Here is a 15,018-nt window from a genome sequence, read left to right on the forward strand (position 1 = left end):
GTATAGGAGTTGTCAAAAGGGATAAAAAATAAAAAATCTATTTTATTGCTTTTTGTGACATGGTGGGGACTTCCGCCTGTGTATAGTTCAATAGATTGAAAAATAGAATAATATCATTTTTTAGAATGAAACACTATATTTGTTAAAATTTAAATAAATAATAAAACTATGAGAAACTTACTTTTGATTACTACCCTAATTATTTTAACTGCTTCCTGTAGACAAACTGGATATTTAAAATATAAAGGAAAGACTGATGAAATTATTGCAACGAATAAGATTAAAAAGTTCATGAAAGATAATGAATCTCCTTCTATTGTGTTGAGGGTGCCAAAGTCAGAACAAAATGCTACCCAAGAAGACCCAAATGCATACATATACAATTCAATAGAAAAGGAGTTAGTTTTGGCAGGATTTGATGTAAAGGATAGGGGGCTATTTAATGAGGTTGTTAGTAAATCTGAAGAAACCAATTATAAGGAATTAAAAAAATTAACGGAAACAGATTTGATTCTGGAGTTGGTGCAAATGAAGTTTAACATTAAGCACAAAACCAATAAATTTTACACTAAACGGGGTAAAGAAAAAATTGCTTCTAGAGATGCAAGTATAACTAAAACGGGGGCTGTTATTGAATTTAAATTGATTATACTGGAGAAAAATGATTACGGGGGAAGCTATTCCTTTTATTATACACCGTGCAATGGGAGTGAGGAACACAAAGCTGATTGTAAGTGCAAAATAGCCCACAAAGGCAGTAAAATATATCCTGAAATAGATTTGTGTAAAACTAGAAAAAAGAAAAAGAAGGAAGCCTTTGAAATTATAGATAAAGATCTTTTAGAGGAATTTGTACGAAAAGGGGTAAAGCAAATGGTAGAAGAAACAAAAGCAAAAGTCTAAGTAAGAAAAACTTAGATTTATAGGCAGCCAATGGTTTAACCTACAAAAGTTATGATTGGATTGTTAAACTTGTTCCATGTAACTAGAATTTGCTTTTCTTGAAAAAAATTCTTATTTTCGTAACATAGTCCGCAAAACTATCTATTTTTCAAAGGAAACTTTTCCTTATTATATTAAGTTAGGTTAACAAGAGATAACAAGGCTCCTGACCCTTCCTACCTTACAGTTTTCTGTATGGAGTAGGTAGTTTTTGCGGACGAATAGGGCAGGGGTCTTTATTATTATTAACTAAAATTCGTCCGCAAAATGAAGAACGTTAAAAATCCATCCCCGAAATTACTATTAGTATTAGGAATGATTAGTGAGCATAAAATGAGTATGCTTGACATTTTATTTGAAGCTGCTACCCGTCATGCAGCACAACTAAAAGGCAATGAACAATACGAAGATGAAGTGCTGTTAACATTCGATTTACTGAAAGATGTAATTTTGGAAAGCTAAAGAATAGAAGCCTGTCCTTTTGGATGGGCTTTTTTATCCACTATAAATAAAAGTAGAAAGAATATTGATTAAAAGACTTAGAATTATGACCCCAAATACAAGGTTTCGAATTTTTAATCTATGTAAGTACTCCTTTTTTTGTTTTCCTAGTGCAACAAAGATATGAGGGAACAAATATTTCTTAATTTTTTCAAAAAAGATACTAATAAGTACTCCAAGGAAAAAAAAGGATGTTAATACCTTTACAGGGATCTTATGATTTAGAATTTCTAATGAATTACTATTTTCCATTCCATGAGAATTATTATCAATATAAAATATGTAGAATGTTAGTAAAAGTGCGACAAATAGAGGAGCTATAAGTATCAAGTCTGTTTTACTTATAAGATTACTTTTAGTTTTAAATCCTCTTAAAAATTTATTTAATTCATCATCAAACCTAAAACCCCAATCTTGTATATCATAGTCTAAATGATACCGAATTGTATGATTCATGGATAAAAATTCTTTCCCTAAATATATTGAAAGATGAGCAGAGTCGTCTCCTAATCCCTTCTTGCATGAAGTTTGAATATGTATTAATTTCCTCTCCTTGTGGTTTGGATAGTTAAATAAATCTTGAAGATCTTGAAACTTTATTGTCGTTTTATCAATTGTTCCTCCAATTAACTCAATACTAGTGAAATATTTGAGAAGGAACTGGTGGAATTCAGTAAAGTTTTCTTCATTGATGATTAACGAGTGATTTTTTGTTTCATACTTTGAAAAATTGCTTGGCATAGGTTTAAAAACTTTTTAATCAAAGATGACTTTTGACGCTTGATAATTCATTATTATAGGTAGATAAAAAGCAATGTAAACGCTTACATAGGCATCTGCATTGCTTTTGGTTATTATATTATGCTATGTTTAATTTTACAAAAATTAAGCATTATGAATACTCTTATATATCTGAGTGATTTGGTTTAAAGAAGAATAGCAAGCTTTACTTTTTCCCATTAACATGGGGTTGCTATTTGCTATATCCATATAAGTGCTTTTTGCAGCAGTAATTAGTTGATTATCATTAAAAAAAGTAGGGGGCATATATTGCCATTCTCCATTTTTAAAAATAATGAATTCCGATAAAGCAGCTAGTATTGGAAATACAATACCATCTGGGATATTTTGTATCTGACCTTTAGAATCTCTTTCTATGCTTTTGATTCTAGTACCCACAAAACCACTATGTTTTTTCCATTTCCAGTATAAAGCCCAAGCGTTCGATGCTATATCTAGGTAGAAATTATATAAGGCTAGGTTTTTTTTGTGATCCTTGTCATTTTGATCTTTTGCTTTCTTATATACCTCTTGGAATTGTTTTAAACATTTAGATTTCATATTATAGGCATATACTTTATTAACTTCCCCTTTCTGTATCCAAAGTTCTTTTGGAGTTAAAGCTGTAAGTACCTGTAATAATCTTTCTGATTGGATATAGTTATCAGAAAGCTTTGTCTCAGATTTTTTTAATTTAGAACTAGGAGACTTTCTTTGCATAGCAGCTTCTAGCTCATCTAATTGCCCTAACCTTCCAACAATAGATATTGTCATTACATCATTTTGAAAATTTCTTGCAATAGAAACAGAGGCTATTAAATCTTCATCAGAAGTGACAATTATTTCAAACTTAATAAAAGCTTCGAAATCACCAGCTATTAAATTAGGATTATCCTTGAAGAAATCTTTTACTACACCTTGTGTTTGAGCCCCATTTATTATACTAGGATTGGTAAGGATTAATTGTCTATTTTTTTCATCGACAACCAACCCTCTTGCTACGATAGTTACTCCTCCATTTAGAACTGAAAAGTGGTGAGGAGTATTTTCTAATGTATCAAGTATTGCTCTATGTACCTGCGTTGGTCGTTTTCTTGTTTTACCCTCTGCTTCAAGTAAGTAATCTCTTACATTTTCATCAGTAGGTATATTTAGAATAGACGAAATAGGAAATTGACCAACATAAACTTTTCGATCATTAGATTTGTCATCAGGGGAACTGATATTACGATTAGTATGGAACGGGATATAGAATATATTCCCTTTCTTTTGGAAAGAACTCATAAATTAATTTGTTTTCTACTCATCATCTGCTTTTTTCATTGGAAATCCATCCAAGAATTGATGTATAAGTAATTGTTAGTAATAAAGCAATTATACAATTATTTTTTTAGAAATAAAAAATATTACATGTGTTTTTTACTTCCCAAAGAAAAAAATAACAAGCCCAAGCATAAGCAGCAATCCAATAAAAATAATCAAATCTTGGTTATTTTTATTGGAATACTTACCCTCCTTAAAAAACACCGCTCTATCAAAAGCAGCATTATCAGCTTCCAGTTGTTCAACTTGATCGACCGAGTTAAAGATACCATCAATAAGGCTGCCCCAGATACCGCCCCCCATACCGCTACTTTGTTCTTTAGCCATGATTAAATTCGTTGAATAATGATGTAAATAAGGATCATAAGAAGCACAGCACTAGCCAACTGTAATAGGGTGAACTCACGTCCTAAAATATTGATAGAGCCAGAAATACGAGGTTCAAAATCAGGACAAGAAACCCCATAAAGATCCCAAGCATTCTGTGGGTTTTGACAAAGAAAATCTTCGACCTTATCCATAGAGCGGTCGGCATTGCAAGCCCTTACACAGCTTTCATAAAATATCCCTCCATAAGCATCCTGGTTAGGCGCACAAATGCGAAAAATACAATCTTTGGTTTCTTGGCATTCTGTCACAAAACCACAGGCAGAGCCTTCGTCATAGTAGCCTTGACGCATTTTGTCAAAAGATCCTGTATTACTCAACAACGAACCGATTAAACTCATTTTTAACTTTTTTGTTAGGTTCCAGTATGTTCACAATATCCTTCGTCGAGCACCTGAGCATGGGCTAGTGTCCAATTGCCCCCGTTTTCGTTGTAGTAATATTGCTTTTTGCCTTTAAAATCTGCCCAACTTATCTCTTTACAGCCTTGGTCATTGGAATTTTTAGCCCCTTTAGTCCCTTTTTTATCATTAGAAGCCTTGGAGACCAACAACAAAAAAAGAAGCACCAAAACCAATGCTAAAACCCACCAGTATTTTTGAATTGCTTTCATAATTATACATTCATAAAACAGAAACCATCTTTTTGTACTTGTTCGTCAGCTTCAGCCCAATAGGCGTAATCTCTAATGGCTTCAAAATGGTCAGGAATTCCAGCTCCTATTGCCTCCGCTCTATATTCCCGATACAATTCAAAAACATCTTTCGAATATTCTCCAGCTCGGACTTGATTGGCAATACTATCCCTAGCCACTGTTTTTTTACCCAAATACAAACTGCCTGTTATTTTGGTACAGGTTTGTTTTTGAAGATCTTCTTTTTCTTGTTCATTTTTAGGATCGTTAGGATCGTCTTTTTTACGATTCAAGGTAAAAAACACCCAAACAAGGAATAGGAGAGCAGCGGCAACCAATATTATTTTTACACGATTATCCATATCAAAAGGGCCATTTATTTTTTAACCAATTCTTTTTTGCATTCCACCAAATAGAACAATCAATCAACCAAGCGTGGATTTTATAATCAAACAAAAAATAACCAATCGTGGACAAGCTGAGAAAGCCCATTGTATAACATAGCATAATAGCAGCATGAAGTTGCTTTTGCAATAGCTCTATTTGCTGGTGGTGCAAATCAAAATATTGATTTAATTGCTCGTTATAATCTTGCGCTAATAGAGCCGAAAAACTTAATAAAAGAACATGCAAGGCAAGGACTTTTATTTTGGTTGTTTTTTCGATTGTGGGGATAATGGTTATCATCGTTTTTCTATTTTTTGAACAGCATCCACCCAATTAATACTAAGAGTAGGATCCCTAAAGCAATGCTGAGATAAATCCAAGATTTGTTATTGTACTTTTCTGGCAAACCGAGCTTTTCGGCGGTCTCACTCATTTCAGGGTAATCCTTATCTAAAGAACTCAGCCAAACCGATTTTGCAGGGCTAGTTTTTGAATTATAATACTCTATTTGCCGTTTTCTAAATGCATTATTCAGCCGAGCAACGCTTTTTTCTATTTGGCGATTAATGGCTCCCAAGGTTTGTGGGCCAACAACTCCATCAACCGCAATATTTTCCCCTAAATCATTTAACCCCTTTTGCATATTCCAAACACCACCACCACTAGATTTCATATCGGCTAAAAAATCTGCAATGGTTTGATTTTCTATATCAGGAGCTTTGATAGGCATCCAGTAATTATCTCGGTAAATTTGGAGTGCTTCAGCTTCTGTTAATGCTTTCATTTCAGCAGCCGTAACAGCATGCCCTCGCCATTCGGAAAGGGTAGGAGCAGCAATAGACATATTGGTTCCTGCCTGAATTCCAACCCCTATTTTTCCACCCGTATAATTACCAGGATCCCAGTTCTCATTTTGATAGCCAGCCTTTATTCGGCGGTATCTTCTTTTACCAGGTTTTACCCATTCCTCAAATTTTGCCATTTTTATAATTTTTGGAGCTAAAAAACTAAAGCATTGCTGCACTAAGCGCAGGATCCGTATGGCTAGGAGCTGTATCTAGATTAGTGGTAGAATCATCACTATGATCGTTGCACTTACAAGGCGTTTTGCTTCCTGTTTTTCCCATGATATAATCGTTCATGTTCTTTTTCTCTCTGTAATCCATCCAAGTTACAATCAATAGTAATCCAGCAAGTACAAGAGTTAAGATTTGAAAAGGCTTCATGCTATAATATGTTTGTTATGGTGTAATAAAAAAACTCGCAGCTCCAACAAGTCGGGGAGATGCGAGCTTTCAATTTTTATGGCTAATTAATAGTTAGACTAGCAGAACTCAGTAGTTGTTTTTCCTGCATAAGTGTAAAAAACAGAATTCAAAACAGATTGCTCTATTATATCATCTGTACTAATTTCTACGCTTACCAAATCGCCCCCTTTTACATTGGCTTGGGGAGGTGTTTTATCATTGGCAGGATCGCAAATGAAACCAGCACTTTCGTAGACACGTTCAGATTTTAATTCTCCATTGACTTTTAATCGAATGGTTATTTTTTTGCCTTCAGATAGTGCTTTGATTGCGCCTACAAATTGAACATAACGCCCCGTATTATCGTAGGATTTAGGCAAGCAGCTATCAGGAATTTGATACTGACTAGAGGAAACTCCTGGAGTTCCTTCTTTTGTTTTTATAGTTGAAATTTCAGGCTGTGTATTAATCAACAGCGATGTATCAGGATTTGCGAAAGCAGTCATTTTCTCTAATTTTTAGTGATAATTTAAGATATTAGGCTATATATCCATAAAGCCAAGACCAAGGCTAAAAATAGCCCTCCTGTAAGCAAGGCAATGCTCATGGGTTCAGCTTTTGCATTTATGTCTAATTGAATAGGTATAGCTTGCATTTTTATATTTTTATGCAGATGGGGGAGAGCTATCTCCATTGGCTTGCAAGTCTGCCCAGTAAGCATCACGAGCAGCACGCTTTAAACGTCCTTCCTCCATTCGTTCGTTGCTCTGTAGAGCCAAATAAACTGCCGCAAAAATAACTACCGCAGCAATGATCCAATCTGTTGGTTTCATAGTACTAAGCGTTGATTTGGTTTAAACGTTCTTTAACGTCAAAGTATTTATAACAAATGTGTTCAGACCCATATAGCCCTTTTGATCCACACCCTGTATATTCATTACTAATTAAACTTCTTAACGAACTATCATCAAATAATCTATCGTATTCATTTACTACAACACGCAATTCATTGTTATTTAGAGCCTCTAAATCTTCAATAACGTCCATCCAAGAAGGCTGCCCAAAGAAATTGGCAATATTCCAATTGGTTCCAATCATTTGGTCATGGGCATTTTGAGCAATACGAGTATATTCAGGAGAAGCTTTGCCATTGCTGTCCGTGGTTACATCTCCATCCCCTTGTTTTATGGATAGATCCGTTCTAGGTGAAAACCATTTGTTTTTTACCCCTAACCATACCAATACAGCAATTAGTACCAATGCTACAATTAAAATAACTGTCCATTTATCTAGCTTCATAATCGTATTATTCCCAACCAAAGGCTTTACCAATGCTAAATCCTCTAAAAAGGAGAAACAAGAGCAAAACTAAAACCAATAGCGTTACTAAATTAAATTGCATATCTACCAAGTTTTACAAGATGCAGGAATTTTGCCAGCATTTACTAAGTAATGAACGGCATTGACTCTTAGGCATTCCTCATAGGTTAAGCCTTCTTTGTGGCAAACATGATCGTTTTGATCTAGCTGTTTTTTTACAATAGCTTTCCAATCTGTATTATTCTCAATCTCCTCTATTTGAGTTTTAATTTTATCCTCATGCCCTTGACAGGGATATTTTTTTGTAACAACAATGGGCTTTTCTTGATTGGTCAAGTAATACCAAATGCCAACTAAAATTAATCCTAAGATTAATACAACCCACCAGTTTTTTGAAAACCAAGCTCCCATGCTATATTTATTTTTTAAATGCAATAACTAATAAAAGAATCAAAAACAGAATGGCAATTCCCCCAGCAATCCACCAAATTGTAGTATTATTTTGTGTTGGTTGGTAGCCGTAATTACCACCGTAATTGGGTCTTCCATTGGCAATACCAACAATGTCTCCAACAACATCGGTAATACCTCCAGCAAAGCTTGCCCAATTGCCAGGATTCCCAAAATATTGACCTATAGCAGAACCCCCATTTTGATTAGCAGAAAAATCAGGAAAACTAGCCTGTGCTGCTCCTTCACAATGGGCAGGAACGCCCCCTCCATCAATGCAACTATCATAAATAGCCCACGCTTGATCCCATTCTTGTTGCGTCATTTCTATAATCTATTAGGTCAAAAAAATAGTATCTCTTTATTGGATTATCGCTTAGGATAATTGTACTTCTGTTAGATAGAAGCGTAGCGTATATGTATTTTGGGGAAGAATCGTTGAAACAATGGCAGAGTTAGCATCTATTGTTTTGTTGATGCTTTTTAACTCTTGCAAGTTTAATTTTTCTTGCATAGAATTACGACCGCTAGAAGGGTACAAGGTTTTGATGGGGCTAATGGTATCAACATCCAAACTATCGTCCCAGATGGTAATGGTTCTAGAAAATTGGCTTTCTTTTCCTGCCAATGTTTCTAAATGAAGATCCTTAACAATGTACTTTCCTGTCAAAAGCTTTCGAATCAGCAATTGATAGTTTTTAGAGACCCCAGTGATACTAATATCGCCCGATTGTACATAGTTCAATTGGCTGGCGTATGCTCCGTAAGCGTCAAAAAGTGCAAAGGTATGCTCTTGCGTGGTAGAAGTGTTTTTAACCTCTATTTCTATATAAAGATCACGTGATACTTTAGGTGCTTTGGCTTGGTATTCTTTGCGCTGTGCTACGGTCGTACTTGGCGAAATACCAGCATTGTTATAGTTCTGCACTCGTTGCATTTGTTGTGGTGTAAGATACACCATGCGTTGCCCTCTTCTATTAAACATACGTTGCGATTTAATTTTTCAATTTTCTAACATTCTTACCTCCAAAGTAAAGGCATATTTAACCACCTTGCAATAGTTTGGATTTTTTCGAAAATTGTGATTTTTTAAAACGTATTTGGATAAGTTTAAATAGAGTAGGGGGGGCAAGTTACATGAAGTAAAATGAAAACATGTAAAATATATAGTAAACTGAATTATATTTACTTAATTGTGTGTTTAAATATGAAATTGATACTATATACTCATGAAGTTATTGTGTAAGTAATTGTAAAACAGTCTAAATAGCATTTGCATATGAATCTAGAATTAAATTTCTTAGGTAAGAACCATAATTATATAAAAATTGAGCTGAAAAATTTAGCTATTATTAATAATTCAGAAGATCTTAATAGACTTAGGGAAGCTTTTTATTATGTAAGTAATATTGCAAAAACATTTTATAGTTCAGAGCTGGGGTCTGAATATGCTCATACTGATTCCAAAATTCTAAAAATTGAGTATAATTCACCAGCGGAAATAATAGCATGGGTGAACCCAAGTTGGATTGCTGTGTTTTTATTTATTATAGCCCAATATGATAATCTTTTTAGGAACTCTAGGAGGTTTATTAGGCACTTATTTAGAAAGAGAGATATATTGGAGTCTATGGTAAATTTTAGGGGGGTAACTACTGACGAACTTCTAGCTTTAAAATCACATATTTCATTTTTGTTGGCTTATAAAATAGATGAAATACAAATTATTCTTCTAAAATTTGGAATAACCCTTGAATATTTAAAAAGGTCGTTAATTGGATTTGATGGGAGAATTGAAATTGAAATCAAGGATAGAATGAGAAACTAATGTTTAAAATGTTCCTTTCTTAGTTTAACAGGCAACCAATTTGGTTGCCTGCTAGTTTATGTCTATGTTGAAGCCTTTTGCTTTCTATTTACTATGCAATAAAATATCCTTGATGCTCTTAAAAGTCATTTCTGCATTCTCTCGTTGTTGTTCGTTGGGAACATGCTCTTTCTTTGAAAAATATTCAATCACAGCATCACTAAAAACATCAATACAGGACGTTCTGTTTTCCTTGATATACTGTAAAGCCAGTTGCACCTCCTTTTTTTGTTTGTCTACCATTTGTCTAATAATAAGGGATTCAGAATTATAGGTATTCAACCTGCGTGTTAAAACAAAAATAGTAATATTAAAATAATAAATGAAACATTTTGTTTTAAATAAATCATAAAAAAGTAAACTTTATGTTTTTAAATTTGAATAAAAGGAAAAAAAAGAACAAACCCCTTTCTGTAAAAAGAAAGAGACTCATTCTAAAATAAACCTATAATTCCAAGCGTTTTATAGCAATCTCATAGTAATTAGATTGAATCTCATAGCCTATAAATTTCCGATTAAGTTTTTTACAAGCCAAGGCAGTTGTGCCACTTCCAACAAAACAATCCAGCACCGTTTCATTTTCCTCTGTAGCAGAGGCGACCAATTTCTCCATGAGTTCAATTGGTTTTTGCGTAGGGTGTATTTTCTCACCATTGGTTTTCTTTGCGCCAGAAGAAAAGGCAGGAATTCGCCAAATATTAAGCCCTTTTTTATAGCGATTGTAAACAGGACTAGGATTCGTACAAAAAATAATATCCTCATGGCAAAAGGAATAATAACAGCCCGCACCGCTTTTTTTGTCCCAAGTTATTCGATTTCTAATTGTAAAAATTTGCTCCAAAATGGGATAGAAAAAAGGATAAGTCCGCCAATCACAAAAAACGTATAGCTCCCCATTGGGTTTGAGTACTCTTTTAAATTCTGTAAACACCGCCTTAAAAAATGGTTCTACCAAGTTTAAGTCGCTGTACGTGCCTTTTGTTCCATTGTGTGTCATACCGCAAAAATAGGGAGGGTCTGTGATCACAGCATCAATAGAGCCAGTTGCTAATGTTTTTAATCCATCTAAGCAATTTTTGTTACGGATGGAAATTTGTTCGTTCATGAAAAATAGTTAAAAAGTGAATGAAAATAATTTGCCCTTTTTAACAAGTCAAGTATCTAGTTATGTGTAGAAAATTAAAAGTTCTTATAACAGTAAAATTTCCCTAAAACACTTTGCCCTTTTCGCTCGGCTTCCGCAGCAGCTCTATTGAACGTCTGAGCAGCAGAAATAAGCGCCTTAGGATTGGCGACTTTGATGTCTGATTTTTTAGGAATTGAGGTTAATTTGCCAATAAAAAGGAATTTGATATACCCCCACATTTTGGGCGGTAAATCATTAAATTGATGGACAATAACAAAAATATCAACACTAATATGCCGATGTTGGATAACCACCTTTTTTAAGGCTTTATTATGGTTCCAATTGGGTTCCACATACATGGCTGCATCGTCCATAATAATATTACCATTTCTAAAAAATTTATGGATATTGCCCCAAACTTCCTCTGCTCCATAATCATCAAATAGAATCTTTCGAACCCCTGTTTTAAAACCTAATGCTTTTTTAGTTGGAGGAATAGCTTTGATTTTATCCCAGCCCTGAACCGTTTCATTGTCAATAATAACCAAGACTTTCCCACCCAACCGTTTGACGTGTTTGAGGACTTCCGTTGTTTTTCCTGTTCCTGTTGTACCAACATAGGCATGGCACATTGTCTGAGCTTTGTCTCCCATAATTAAAGCATTGCGGCTTGTGGTTTTTGTTTTTTATCCTTTTTGGTATTGATGTTGCGAATGTTATCGCCCGTTGGAGCTTGCCCCTTAGTAAACTGTTTTTTTAATTGATTGGCCAACTGAAATTTCATAAATAGATTTGTCCCCAAAGAAACAGCAATAACCATTTCAGGACCCCAGCGGAACTTCCATTTTTTATACACAATAGCAGCGCAATCAATCAAATCTTTATATTCTGGACTGCTTAAATCTTTGTATGTCCTAAACTGGATGGAATTGTCCCAAGTACCGTATACATTTTGACTAAATAATTTAGCAGTTGTATCATCGTAAAACCAAAAGAAAAGACGAGCAGCTGCTCGATCTTCATCATTGATACTCGAAGCATCTATAGGATCCCTTTCGTCGTCATCGTCGCCCAAATCTTCAGGATCATCATCTCCCAAAACCACCTCCCTAGCTTTGTCCCCTCTTTGCTGTTGGTAAGCTTCCGAATCGTCCCCTCCATTTAATAAGTCATCCAAGGTCTTTGAAGCAGCTTCTTTTTTATCCGTTGTTGCTTCCGTCGTTTCTTGGTTCAATGCATCCGTTGTTGGATCCTCCATTTTCTTTGGTCTTTAGTTCAATTATTTTTTTTATCATATCGGCAAATTCCTCCAAGCTGTAATTTTTTAAAATATCGGCTTTTAGGTCTTTTCCATCAGCAGAAAAGGCTAACTCCATAACTCTTATTTTATCCTTTACAGGAGTGAGCGCAAAAGAAATTTTAATTGCTGAGTTAGGGGCAATTTTGCCTTCATCAATTAATTGATTTTGCCGTTGAGCTGCAAAGGCCGCTATTTTGTCCTGGTTATTAATCAGCATACCAAAAACTTTGTTGGCTATTCCAATTGGACCACCCAAAAGTGTAAAAATTTGATTCATTGCCATTCCAGAAAAACCACTGTCAAACATGATATATTTTTTAGTTGATTTATAATAAAGCATTGGGATCCCATTGTCGCACCTTTTTCCTTGATGTTCACTCAAATATCCCTGTTCTGCCAATCGTTTTAAAACGTATCGAACCCTTGATTTTAAGTCTTTAAGCCCTTTCCCTTGTTGATAGTAAAAATCCGTTTGTTGGGCAACCGAAGCGACGATAAGCGCAATATAAGCCTCTCCACTAGATTCGGTGACTTCCACCACAGCTGCAAAAACGTTTTGTTGTAATTCGATACTATACACAGGTTATTTTTGATTATAAATTTACGTTTTTGTTTTAATAAAATCAAATTATTGATTTTTTAAAACGGTTTTGATTGATTTTTAGCCGTATTTTAATTATTTTTAATCAAAAAAATGATTTATGGGAAACATTAAGATTGAAATCACAGAAGACAAAGGATCAGGAAAACGCTATGGCATAAAAGCAACTGAAGTACCTAACGGATTTGAAAAATTCCTTTTTGGAGCTAAAGAAAAAGTGTATAAGGTGCTGCTAATGTCTAGACCTAAAATAAGCCCTGAGAAAGCTAAAGAGATGCTTAAAACGCTTTTTGATAACCAAGAAGCTTGGAAGGAAAACAAGGGCAAAAAATGTGATTATTTGGCTCGTTTATCAGAATATCCTTTAGCCACTTTTTTTATTACCAATACAACTTGTAACAATGATGCAACTAAAACCAGCAAAAAAACTGACGACCAATAAAGTAATTAAATCAGCGCACAATTGGCTGTTTTTTACCATTACCAAAAATGGAATTTTAGATTGTAGTTCTATGGTTGAAATTGTTTTTTATGGTCAACATCATGGAGGACAACTAAAGGACAACCCTAATGGAAAAAAGGCTCTAGCTAGATACTCTACAAACCAAGTCTTTGCTAGTGGCTCTTATATGCAGCCCTTACCGCCCAATTTGGATCGCAGCCAGATGTCTGTACAAATCTATTTTTTTATGGATGAGGATGTTTTTATACAAATAGATAACTTTGATTTTAATCAAAAATTTGAGGGGGAGTCTATTATTGTTCAAAACAGGGACGAAAATGATCCTTTGTATTATGTAAATATAGGTTCTTTATTTAGTGTTGCTGCTGCAAATGCCGAGCCTATTGCTATTAGTGATCCTTCTCAATTTAAATTGGTTCAAAAAGGAAAAAGTGCCTATAAGGTTTTTGATCTTGGAGGGGGGCAATTTAAAATTGCTCGTGCGGATACGGGGGCTAATGTCAATCCTACCTCGCCTACTGGTCGTGGGATCCTTAAATTGTATGGGGAGTTATCTAGTGAAGGATAATTATCTTAATGTTTCAAAAAATGAATTGACTTTATCTCTTTCAGATCCTAACTCCTTTGAAGATTCGTGGACAAGAATATTTTCGGATTTGTTGTCAATAATATCTTTTATATTGTCTGGTGTGAAGTTCCTTAAATCAATATAATACTTACTTTCTTTTAATGGAGATTTTTTTCCGCCAAAAGATAATATTAATTCCATTTTAAAATTTTGGATCATTAATGGCTCTGTATATAATAATATTTTTTCTGAAAAGAAAGCAGGTCTATTGAAATAGAGAATATCAGTAATATTATTTCTATTAGCTAGCGATCCATTGTATTGATAGTCAATTCCTTTGTTTTGATAAAGATGTGGAGCACGTATTGATTCACTAAATTTCCCATTATTTATAAAAAGACTAACATTTACATTTTCCTCATTTAATAATGAACTATGATTAAATATCGCAACATTAATATTAAGAATTGCGGAATGTCTTGAAGAGGAAAATCCCGAAGGTGAAGATAGAGTTATGGAGTGGAAATCTATGTATCCCCCTAGGTTAGGATATTTTTTTTGTTTAAATAAAGCCTCTACATAATGATGAGGAGCTTTATTGGTTTGACCATCTAATCGCATATAATAAATGCTATTAAATTGGTGCGGTTTTGTAAAACTTTCCTCTACTTCAAATACATAAACATACTTGTTGTTCCCTGCATCTATTGTATGCATTCTTATTTGTGCAGCTAGTGGTATTATTCTATTTGTTATTTTAGATATAAAACTATCTTTAGAAATTAATTTGTCAACAGGATCTAATTCACCTTTAAATACTTTCGTTTTTTTGCTGTTATCATATTCACCTTTAGGAGCTCCCCAAACAAGTAATCCTCCATTAGAATTTAAGAAGGCACAAATTGTTTTTAATATGCCTTCTTCCTTTTTTTTATGGTCATTAATACCTCTAGCAAAGTAAGATTTATACTCTACAATATCAGATTCCTCTTGTTCTGTTACAAAGAATTGCTCAATATCATTTTTTGTTAATTCGACTAGGTTTTTTCCAAGGATTTTTTTCGCAAATTCCATATTAGTTTTAGTGGTTTAGGTGCATTAAAAGTTTTAATGGTAGTATAG

At 34.1% G+C, this 15,018-nt stretch carries 27 protein-coding genes; 5 read left to right on the top strand and 22 right to left on the bottom strand.

Annotation, left to right across the window (positions count from 1 at the left end):
- Positions 1-168: 168 nt before the first annotated feature.
- On the top strand, positions 169-903 hold the full coding sequence (locus AsAng_RS03645) for a hypothetical protein (RefSeq protein ID WP_264791426.1): 735 nt from the start codon (positions 169-171) through the stop codon (positions 901-903).
- A gap of 306 nt (positions 904-1,209) precedes the next feature.
- Complete coding sequence (locus AsAng_RS03650; RefSeq protein ID WP_264791427.1) at positions 1,210-1,404, top strand: hypothetical protein; 195 nt, start codon at positions 1,210-1,212, stop codon at positions 1,402-1,404.
- Positions 1,405-1,437: 33 nt separating this feature from the next.
- On the opposite strand, the gene AsAng_RS03655 is transcribed toward AsAng_RS03650, so the two are convergent.
- The 16 genes from AsAng_RS03655 to AsAng_RS03730 all read right to left on the bottom strand — a co-directional run bounded on the left by AsAng_RS03655 (position 1,438) and on the right by AsAng_RS03730 (position 8,956).
- The gene (locus AsAng_RS03655; RefSeq protein ID WP_264791428.1) at positions 1,438-2,184 is read right to left on the bottom strand and encodes a hypothetical protein; all 747 of its coding nucleotides are present in this window, start codon (positions 2,182-2,184) and stop codon (positions 1,438-1,440) included.
- A gap of 144 nt (positions 2,185-2,328) precedes the next feature.
- A complete protein-coding gene (locus AsAng_RS03660; RefSeq protein ID WP_264791429.1) occupies positions 2,329-3,507 on the bottom strand; it encodes an AIPR family protein in 1,179 nt (392 codons plus the stop codon).
- Positions 3,508-3,642: 135 nt separating this feature from the next.
- Positions 3,643-3,873 (bottom strand): hypothetical protein, encoded by a 231-nt coding sequence (locus tag AsAng_RS03665; RefSeq protein WP_264791430.1) that lies wholly within the window; start codon positions 3,871-3,873, stop codon positions 3,643-3,645.
- A gap of 2 nt (positions 3,874-3,875) precedes the next feature.
- On the bottom strand, positions 3,876-4,274 hold the full coding sequence (locus AsAng_RS03670; RefSeq protein ID WP_264791431.1) for a hypothetical protein: 399 nt from the start codon (positions 4,272-4,274) through the stop codon (positions 3,876-3,878).
- 14 nt (positions 4,275-4,288) lie between these two features.
- Positions 4,289-4,546 (bottom strand): hypothetical protein, encoded by a 258-nt coding sequence (locus tag AsAng_RS03675; RefSeq protein ID WP_264791432.1) that lies wholly within the window; start codon positions 4,544-4,546, stop codon positions 4,289-4,291.
- A gap of 2 nt (positions 4,547-4,548) precedes the next feature.
- Complete coding sequence (locus tag AsAng_RS03680; RefSeq protein WP_264791433.1) at positions 4,549-4,929, bottom strand: hypothetical protein; 381 nt, start codon at positions 4,927-4,929, stop codon at positions 4,549-4,551.
- A 1-nt stretch (position 4,930) separates the two neighbouring features.
- Positions 4,931-5,254: a hypothetical protein gene (locus tag AsAng_RS03685; RefSeq protein ID WP_264791434.1), complete on the bottom strand. Its 324-nt coding sequence runs from the start codon at positions 5,252-5,254 to the stop codon at positions 4,931-4,933.
- Between the two features lie 7 nt (positions 5,255-5,261).
- Positions 5,262-5,936 (bottom strand): glycosyl hydrolase 108 family protein, encoded by a 675-nt coding sequence (locus tag AsAng_RS03690; protein WP_264791435.1) that lies wholly within the window; start codon positions 5,934-5,936, stop codon positions 5,262-5,264.
- Positions 5,937-5,961: 25 nt separating this feature from the next.
- A complete protein-coding gene (locus tag AsAng_RS03695; RefSeq protein ID WP_264791436.1) occupies positions 5,962-6,180 on the bottom strand; it encodes a hypothetical protein in 219 nt (72 codons plus the stop codon).
- Between the two features lie 98 nt (positions 6,181-6,278).
- On the bottom strand, positions 6,279-6,707 hold the full coding sequence (locus tag AsAng_RS03700; protein WP_264791437.1) for a hypothetical protein: 429 nt from the start codon (positions 6,705-6,707) through the stop codon (positions 6,279-6,281).
- A gap of 23 nt (positions 6,708-6,730) precedes the next feature.
- Positions 6,731-6,856, bottom strand: a complete 126-nt coding sequence (locus AsAng_RS03705) for a hypothetical protein (RefSeq protein WP_264791438.1) — start codon at positions 6,854-6,856, stop codon at positions 6,731-6,733.
- A 10-nt stretch (positions 6,857-6,866) separates the two neighbouring features.
- Positions 6,867-7,034, bottom strand: coding sequence for a hypothetical protein (locus AsAng_RS03710; protein ID WP_264791439.1), 168 nt, complete (start codon positions 7,032-7,034; stop codon positions 6,867-6,869).
- A 4-nt stretch (positions 7,035-7,038) separates the two neighbouring features.
- Positions 7,039-7,500 carry a hypothetical protein gene (locus AsAng_RS03715; RefSeq protein ID WP_264791440.1) on the bottom strand — a complete coding sequence of 154 codons (462 nt, stop codon included), beginning with the start codon at positions 7,498-7,500 and terminating at the stop codon, positions 7,039-7,041.
- Positions 7,501-7,605: 105 nt separating this feature from the next.
- Complete coding sequence (locus AsAng_RS03720) at positions 7,606-7,932, bottom strand: hypothetical protein (protein ID WP_264791441.1); 327 nt, start codon at positions 7,930-7,932, stop codon at positions 7,606-7,608.
- Positions 7,933-7,939: 7 nt separating this feature from the next.
- A complete protein-coding gene (locus AsAng_RS03725; protein ID WP_264791442.1) occupies positions 7,940-8,296 on the bottom strand; it encodes a hypothetical protein in 357 nt (118 codons plus the stop codon).
- 51 nt (positions 8,297-8,347) lie between these two features.
- Positions 8,348-8,956 (bottom strand): hypothetical protein, encoded by a 609-nt coding sequence (locus tag AsAng_RS03730; protein WP_264791443.1) that lies wholly within the window; start codon positions 8,954-8,956, stop codon positions 8,348-8,350.
- 294 nt (positions 8,957-9,250) lie between these two features.
- On the opposite strand from AsAng_RS03730, the gene AsAng_RS03735 reads away from it, so the two are divergent.
- Complete coding sequence (locus AsAng_RS03735; protein ID WP_264791444.1) at positions 9,251-9,799, top strand: hypothetical protein; 549 nt, start codon at positions 9,251-9,253, stop codon at positions 9,797-9,799.
- 84 nt (positions 9,800-9,883) lie between these two features.
- On the opposite strand, the gene AsAng_RS03740 is transcribed toward AsAng_RS03735, so the two are convergent.
- The 5 genes from AsAng_RS03740 to AsAng_RS03760 all read right to left on the bottom strand — a co-directional run bounded on the left by AsAng_RS03740 (position 9,884) and on the right by AsAng_RS03760 (position 12,844).
- A complete protein-coding gene (locus tag AsAng_RS03740) occupies positions 9,884-10,081 on the bottom strand; it encodes a hypothetical protein (RefSeq protein ID WP_264791445.1) in 198 nt (65 codons plus the stop codon).
- Between the two features lie 202 nt (positions 10,082-10,283).
- Positions 10,284-10,943, bottom strand: a complete 660-nt coding sequence (locus AsAng_RS03745) for a DNA-methyltransferase (RefSeq protein ID WP_264791446.1) — start codon at positions 10,941-10,943, stop codon at positions 10,284-10,286.
- Positions 10,944-11,017: 74 nt separating this feature from the next.
- Entirely contained in the window at positions 11,018-11,617 is a 600-nt protein-coding gene (locus tag AsAng_RS03750) for a hypothetical protein (protein WP_264791447.1), read from the bottom strand.
- Positions 11,618-11,619: 2 nt separating this feature from the next.
- Positions 11,620-12,222, bottom strand: coding sequence for a hypothetical protein (locus tag AsAng_RS03755; RefSeq protein ID WP_264791448.1), 603 nt, complete (start codon positions 12,220-12,222; stop codon positions 11,620-11,622).
- Complete coding sequence (locus AsAng_RS03760; RefSeq protein WP_264791449.1) at positions 12,164-12,844, bottom strand: hypothetical protein; 681 nt, start codon at positions 12,842-12,844, stop codon at positions 12,164-12,166. Before AsAng_RS03760 ends, AsAng_RS03755 begins: the two co-directional genes overlap by 59 nt.
- A gap of 121 nt (positions 12,845-12,965) precedes the next feature.
- On the opposite strand from AsAng_RS03760, the gene AsAng_RS03765 reads away from it, so the two are divergent.
- Together AsAng_RS03765 and AsAng_RS03770 are read left to right on the top strand one after the other, a co-directional pair.
- Positions 12,966-13,307: a hypothetical protein gene (locus tag AsAng_RS03765; RefSeq protein ID WP_264791450.1), complete on the top strand. Its 342-nt coding sequence runs from the start codon at positions 12,966-12,968 to the stop codon at positions 13,305-13,307.
- Positions 13,267-13,896 carry a hypothetical protein gene (locus AsAng_RS03770; protein WP_264791451.1) on the top strand — a complete coding sequence of 210 codons (630 nt, stop codon included), beginning with the start codon at positions 13,267-13,269 and terminating at the stop codon, positions 13,894-13,896. The genes AsAng_RS03765 and AsAng_RS03770 overlap by 41 nt, the downstream gene beginning before the upstream one ends.
- On the opposite strand, the gene AsAng_RS03775 is transcribed toward AsAng_RS03770, so the two are convergent.
- The gene (locus AsAng_RS03775; protein WP_264791452.1) at positions 13,897-14,970 is read right to left on the bottom strand and encodes an AlbA family DNA-binding domain-containing protein; all 1,074 of its coding nucleotides are present in this window, start codon (positions 14,968-14,970) and stop codon (positions 13,897-13,899) included.
- Positions 14,971-15,018: the final 48 nt, after the last annotated feature.

Source organism: Aureispira anguillae (assembly GCF_026000115.1).
Taxonomy (GTDB): domain Bacteria; phylum Bacteroidota; class Bacteroidia; order Chitinophagales; family Saprospiraceae; genus Aureispira; species Aureispira anguillae.